The following is a 6,026-nucleotide window of genomic DNA, read 5'->3' as shown; positions in this document are numbered from 1 at the left end:
TCGGGCGCGCCTTTCTTTTGCCTACTTTTCTTTGGCAAGACAAAGAAAAGTAGGTCGGTCCCGGCAGGGAACGAAAGGGGGATGGACCACCAAGACAAAAACAAAACAACAATCACCCACCCAACAATTCCCCCACAGCACACCCCACCACCACAGTCGCGCCCCGCAGATCATTCAACCGCAGGTTTTCATCCGTGTTGTGCCCACGCGCTTCCATCAACGTACGCGGTCCTGCGCCATACAGAACCGTCGGCACGCCATGCGCCGTGTAATGCCGCGCGTCGGTATACAACGGCACGCCATGCACCGGCACATCCCCGCCAAACACGGCCAAGGCATTCCGCCGCAGCGCGCCAATCAGCGCTTCCACACCTGGCAGTTCAGCAAGCGGCTCCGCCAGCAGAATGCGTTCGACTGAAACCTCGATCCCCGGCCGTTCTGCCGCCGCGCGCTCGATCACCGCGCGCAGTTCGCCTTCTGCATCGCGGCCGGCTTCTTCGGGAATCATCCGGCGGTCAACGCGGAACGTCACCAGATCGGGCACCACGTTGGTGTTGATGCCACCCTGGATTAACCCGACGTTGAGCGTTGCGTGGTCAATGCCCGGCACGGCGGATTTACGCGTTGCGAGTTCTGCGCGATATGCATACACGGCCTGCAGGATATGCGTGGCCGCCTCGATGGCGTCGATGCCCGTGTGCGGCATGGCGGCGTGCGCCTGCTTGCCGCGCACCGTCACCTGCACGTGCAGGCAGCCGTTGTGCGCCGAGGTGATGCCATAAGCAAAACCCGCCGAGATCGCGTAATCGGGCTTGCTCAGGCCTTGATCCAGCAGCCACTTCGGGCCGATGTCGCCGCCGGTCTCTTCGTCGTATGTGAAGTGCAGTTCGACCGTGCCGTTGAGCTTCGCGCCACGCTTTTCCGCCTCGATCAGCGCGAGGAGCGCCCACGTGTAGGTGGCAAAGTCTGACTTGGACACCGCCACGCCGCGGCCGAACATGGTCGGGCCGTGTTCGGTCTCAACGATCTCGCCCCGGTACGGGTCGTGCGTCCAGCCCAGGCCCGGCGGGACGACATCGCCGTGTGCGTTCATGGCGACCGTGGGGCCGCCGCTGCCGAACGTGTGACGCACGATCAGGTTGGTGGCGCTTACCATGCCGGCGGCACGTACCTGCGCCTGCGGCACGGCATGTGCCTCGACCGTGAGGCCCAGCGCCTCCAGCAGCGCCTTGGCGCGCGCGGCATGCGGCGCGCAATCGCCGGACGGGTTGTCCGACGGCACCTTCACCAGCTCGCGCAGGAAATCAATCTGCTGCGCGTGCGCTGCCGCGACAAACGCGCGGATGTCCGCATCGATGCCGGGGGTGGCGAGTTGAGCCTGGGTCATGTCGATGTCTCCCTGCTTGTAGTGGGACGGAGATTGAAAGTGACTGAGCCCCCGTTGTGCGGGGGCTCAGGATTGACGCGGATGACGCGATGCTTACTGCGCGGCCTGCATGGCCTCGGCGGTCAACCACACCGATTCGGCCAGGTCTTGCTCGTCGCAGTTGTGGCCTTCGCCACCACGGTCGACGACGAGGAAATCGCTCACCTCGCCCAGGGCCAGCAGCGGGTGATGCCACACGCCGCGCGCGTAGTTCACGCCTTGCCAGCCGCGCGAGACGAACGCGCGCAACTTGGACGGGTCCAGCTCGCCGGCCGGTGCCACGACAATCAGATACGGCTTGTCGTTCTGCGGGATGAACGCCTGGCTGCCACGCGGATGGCGCTCCAGCATCTTGACCTCGAACGGCAGCGTGCGCGGCTGACCACGGAACAGGCTGATCAGCGCGCGGCCGCCCTCGCCCACATCCACGTTGGCGAGGTCATGAAAGCGGATGGTCGTGCCTTGGTTGATGGGGAATTGCTTGGCCCCTTCCAGTTCGATCACGTCGCCGAACGGCGCAAAGGCTTCGCGCGTAAGTGGCTCGATGGTCAGCGCAACGCGTGCGACGGTCTCTTGGCTCATTCGAGCACCCCCCACAGGCGCAGACGCGAGACACCGCCATCGGGGAACATGTTGAAGCGCACGTGCGTCACGATGCCGAGGTCGGCGATTTCCGCTTCGTAGTAGTGCTGAAGATCCATCTGCAGCTTCTGCTCAGGCAGCAGCATTTGCCAGAACATCGCTTGCGTCTTCAGCGAGCTGTCAGTGCCGCCCACCACGCGAGCGGCCTGGATGGAAACGCGGTCAGCGAAGTTGCCCTTGAAGTGCGCGGTGTCGACTTCGATCTTGCGGATGCGGCCCGGGTTGGCCAGGGCGATCACGCACCAGTCGTTGCCCGGTTCGCGGCGGCGGCGCGTTTCCCAGCCGTCGCCCATGTTCACGCCACGGCCCGGCATCAACATGCGCGAGGCCGGCCCGAAGTGTTCGTTGTTGGCTTCGACCACGTAGGCGCCGTTTTCCATGGCGGCCAGGTCGAACAGCTTGGTACGGTCTGCGCCCTTCCAGTCGACTTGCGGCTGGCCGTACACGCGCAGCCGCGCGATACCGCCGTCCGGGAAGATGTTCACGCGCAGGTGCGTGAAGGCTTGCGTGCTCGTCACGGCCACGTAGGCGTGGCTGTTGCCTTGCAGCGTGGTCGACGGAACGATTTCAGTCCACTGCGTGGCTTCGGTCGGCTCGCCATCCGGCAGATAAGCGGCTTCAATGGAAGCGGCCGGCGGGAAGTTGCCGGTGAAGTGGCTGGTGTCGATATCCACACCTTTCACGACGCCCGGGCGGGCCAGGCGGACGATGCAATGGTCATAGCCACCGTTGCGGCGACGGCGCGTTTCCCAACCATCCATCCACTTGCCGTGGTCGTCGTACTTGCCCGGAATGAAGACCGCCGGCTCGGGGTTGAGCATGCGGTCTTTCGGCGCGAAGAATTCGTCGGTCGCGAACGTGGCCTCGGCGCCAAGGCGGGGGTCCGCCAGGTTCGGATATCGGCGCGTGAAATCCGGCGCGTTCGGATCGAGCGTGGGCATCGCCATGTGGAACTCCTTGGTATTTGTCTCTGGATGTTATACGGCCGCCCCATCGAACAAAAACGGCGAGTAAGAACACTCGAAACTGTAGCGATGGGAACGCCGGAAGTGCAGCTTAGATGGCGGAAACACAAGGCTTCGCGGGACTGCATGAGTCGATCCTAGCATGTGAATTCAAAAATTGCATACAAAAATTGGATGGCCTATGATGCCGTCAACGCTCAACAATTCATCGCGACAATTTGTTGCGACGCAGCGAGCGAAACAAGGCCGTGACGACAATCGCAACCAACTGAATTAGACGATTGGGCAAGGCTTGAGACACCAGTAATCCAAAGGAGGATTCACCATGCAACGCTTTACGCGCCCGTTGTTCGGGCAGGTTTTGATTGCTCTTGCGCTGGGCATCGCGCTGGGCGTCTGGGCACCGGACTTCGCGCAGCACCTCAAGCCGCTAGGCGACGGCTTTCTGAAACTGATCCAGATGCTGATTACGCCGATCGTCTTCTCGGTGGTGGTCGTTGGCATTTGCGGCGCCGGTGAGTTGAAGAAGGTCGGGCGCGTGGGCGGCAAGGCCGTCCTCTACTTCGAGGTGGTTACCACCATTGCGCTGGCGCTGGGTATTGCGCTGGCCTATCTGTTCGGACCGGGCCACGGCATGAATGTGGACCCGAAGACGCTGGACCCGGCAGCGCTGTCCACCTACATGGCCAACGCCGAGAAGATGCATTCAGGCGGGTTCGCGACCTTCTTTCTGGGCTTGATTCCGGACACCTTCGTGAGTGCCTTTGCCAAGGGCGACGTGTTGCAGGTATTGGTGCTGTCGATCTTGTTTGGTTGCGCGCTGTCGATGCTGGGTGAGCGCACCAAGCCTGTCGTGGCGTTCATCGATCAGTTCTCGCAAGTGCTGTTCCGCATGATGGCGGTGATCATCCGCTTGGCGCCGCTGGGCGTGTTGGGCGCGGTGGCCTTTACCGTGGGCAAGTACGGTGCGGGCTCGCTCAAGCAACTGGGCTTCCTGGTGCTGCTGTTCTATGCGGCGGTGACAATCTTCGTGGTGGTGGTGTTGGGCACCATCCTGCGCCTGGCCGGCTTCAACATCTTCAAGCTGATCCGTTTCCTGCGCGCCGAACTGGTGGTGGTGGCGGGCACGGCATCGTCCGATGCGGTGCTGCCGTCGATCATGAACAAGCTGGAGAAGATGGGCATCAAGCGCTCGGTGGTGGGTCTGGTCATCCCGACCGGCTACTCGTTCAACCTCGATGCGTTCTCGATCTACCTGACGCTGGCGGCGGTGTTCATCGCGCAGGCGACTAACACGTCGCTGTCGCTGCATGATCTGCTGCTGATCCTGGCTGTGGCACTCATCACCTCCAAGGGCGCGCATGGTATTCCGGGCTCGGCCATCGTGATTCTGGCGGCCACGCTGTCGGTCATTCCGGCCATTCCGGCGATCGGCCTGGTGCTGGTGCTCTCCGTCGACTGGTTCATCGGCATTGCCCGTGCGCTGGGCAACCTGATCGGCAACTGCGTCGCCACGGTCGTCATCGCGGCGTGGGAAAAGGACATCGACCGGGTGCGCGCCAATGCGGTGCTCGACGGCAAGATCGACATCACCGAAGAAGGCGAAGCGATTGCGCACAGCCACGGTGTGGCCGCACAGGCCGCCCACACGCTGCCGCATGCCTGAAGCGGCGCTACTGTCGGACGGCGGTAAAATCGGCGCCATGACCGAAACCACCGCCGCCGACATCTCCTCCGAAGGCATTGCCGATGACATCGCCCAGGCGATCGTCGCGCATCGGCTGCCGCCGGGCACCAAGCTGCGCGAAGAGGCGCTGGCGCGGGTCTACCACGTCAGCCGCACGAAGATTCGCGCGGCGCTCCTGATGCTGGCCAAGGACAAGCTGATCCGCATGGAGCCGGATCGCGGTGCGTTCGTGGCCAAGCCGGATGAGACCGAAGCGCGCGAAGTGTTTGCCGTGCGCCGCGTGCTGGAAGTGGCGCTGGTACGCGAGTTCATCGCCAAAGCGACGCCCGCCGATTACAAGCGGCTGGAGAAGCACCTAGCCGAAGAACACAAGGTGGCGGCAAGCGGCGACTTGTCTGACGTCCCGCGCCGCAACCGCCTGATGGCCGACTTTCACCTTCTGATGGCCGACGTGGTCGGGAACAGCGTGCTCAAGGAAATGCTCTACGAGCTTTCCGCGCGCAGCTCGGTGATTACGATGATGTACCAGTCGACGTACGACGCCGTGCGTTCGTCCGACGAACACACTGCTTTCCTGGACGCCGCCAAGCGCGGTGACGTGGAAGGCGCCATCGCGCTGATGGAAGAGCACATGGCACACACCGAGGCGTCGCTCAAGTTCGAATCGCCGGGCGGCCGGGCGACGGATCTCGTAGCCGCCCTCCTCGCCTGACCGCGCGTGCCGACGTACACGCTGCGCGCGCCGGTTTCTGCCGAGCTGGAAATCAAGAAGAGCCGCTTTATCGGATTGGCAATGCCGGTTGAAGACCGGGCCGCCGCCATGGACGTCATTGCACGCCTGCGCGCCGAACACCCCTCTGCCACACACGTCTGCTGGGCGCTCCTGGCGGGCGGCCAGTCCGGCATGTCCGATGACGGCGAGCCCTCCGGCACGGCAGGCCGCCCCATCCTGGAAGTGCTGCGCCATCATGATCTGGACGGCACGCTGGGCGCCGTGGTGCGTTACTTTGGCGGCGTCAAGCTCGGCGCAGGCGGTCTTGTACGCGCGTACACAGATGCCATCGCTACCGCGCTCATGCAGGCTGAACGCGTGGAGCGCATCGCCAGCACGACGCTCACCCTCGCTACCGATTACGCCGATGAAGCGCGCATCCGCCGCTGGATCGATGATGGCGGGTATGCGCTGCTGGATGCCGCCTACGATGCGGGCGTCACACTCACTGTGCGATTGCCGGTGACGGACGAGGCGGCCGCGCGGGTCACGTTGCGGGATTTGACGCAGGGGCGTGTGGCGATTACCTAGCGC

Annotated in this window: 6 protein-coding genes; 3 read left to right on the top strand and 3 right to left on the bottom strand. The window is 63.6% G+C overall.

The window, feature by feature from the left end; translation table 11 throughout:
- Positions 1 to 112: 112 nt before the first annotated feature.
- From ACCD03_RS20100 to alc, 3 genes are all read right to left on the bottom strand, one after another.
- Positions 113 to 1,387: a M20/M25/M40 family metallo-hydrolase gene (locus ACCD03_RS20100; RefSeq protein WP_413412664.1), complete on the bottom strand. Its 1,275-nt coding sequence runs from the start codon at positions 1,385 to 1,387 to the stop codon at positions 113 to 115.
- A 93-nt stretch (positions 1,388 to 1,480) separates the two neighbouring features.
- Positions 1,481 to 2,008: an ureidoglycolate lyase gene (locus tag ACCD03_RS20095; RefSeq protein ID WP_253535711.1), complete on the bottom strand. Its 528-nt coding sequence runs from the start codon at positions 2,006 to 2,008 to the stop codon at positions 1,481 to 1,483.
- Positions 2,005 to 3,015: an allantoicase gene (gene alc, locus ACCD03_RS20090; RefSeq protein ID WP_413412665.1), complete on the bottom strand. Its 1,011-nt coding sequence runs from the start codon at positions 3,013 to 3,015 to the stop codon at positions 2,005 to 2,007. The genes ACCD03_RS20095 and alc overlap by 4 nt, the downstream gene beginning before the upstream one ends.
- 343 nt (positions 3,016 to 3,358) lie before the next feature.
- On the opposite strand from alc, the gene ACCD03_RS20085 reads away from it, so the two are divergent.
- Genes ACCD03_RS20085 through ACCD03_RS20075 form a run of 3 tightly spaced genes read left to right on the top strand, consistent with a single transcriptional unit; the run spans position 3,359 to position 6,023 of the window.
- Complete coding sequence (locus ACCD03_RS20085; RefSeq protein WP_253535712.1) at positions 3,359 to 4,699, top strand: C4-dicarboxylate transporter DctA; 1,341 nt, start codon at positions 3,359 to 3,361, stop codon at positions 4,697 to 4,699.
- A gap of 37 nt (positions 4,700 to 4,736) precedes the next feature.
- Positions 4,737 to 5,432 carry a GntR family transcriptional regulator gene (locus ACCD03_RS20080; protein ID WP_024977277.1) on the top strand — a complete coding sequence of 232 codons (696 nt, stop codon included), beginning with the start codon at positions 4,737 to 4,739 and terminating at the stop codon, positions 5,430 to 5,432.
- 6 nt (positions 5,433 to 5,438) lie between these two features.
- On the top strand, positions 5,439 to 6,023 hold the full coding sequence (locus ACCD03_RS20075) for a YigZ family protein (RefSeq protein WP_316675815.1): 585 nt from the start codon (positions 5,439 to 5,441) through the stop codon (positions 6,021 to 6,023).
- Positions 6,024 to 6,026: the final 3 nt, after the last annotated feature.

Origin of the sequence: Ralstonia sp. Ralssp135, from assembly GCF_047304345.1 — a bacterium.
GTDB classification, from domain to species: domain Bacteria; phylum Pseudomonadota; class Gammaproteobacteria; order Burkholderiales; family Burkholderiaceae; genus Ralstonia; species Ralstonia chuxiongensis.
This window is presented reverse-complemented; position numbering and strand designations above follow the sequence as displayed.

Coding starts and splice junctions, on each gene's coding strand:
- ACCD03_RS20100 (WP_413412664.1), bottom strand. CDS start 1,387: ATGACCCAGGCTCAACTCGCCACCCCCGGCATCGATGCGGACATCCGC.
- ACCD03_RS20095 (WP_253535711.1), bottom strand. CDS start 2,008: ATGAGCCAAGAGACCGTCGCACGCGTTGCGCTGACCATCGAGCCACTT.
- alc (WP_413412665.1), bottom strand. CDS start 3,015: ATGGCGATGCCCACGCTCGATCCGAACGCGCCGGATTTCACGCGCCGA.
- ACCD03_RS20085 (WP_253535712.1), top strand. CDS start 3,359: ATGCAACGCTTTACGCGCCCGTTGTTCGGGCAGGTTTTGATTGCTCTT.
- ACCD03_RS20080 (WP_024977277.1), top strand. CDS start 4,737: ATGACCGAAACCACCGCCGCCGACATCTCCTCCGAAGGCATTGCCGAT.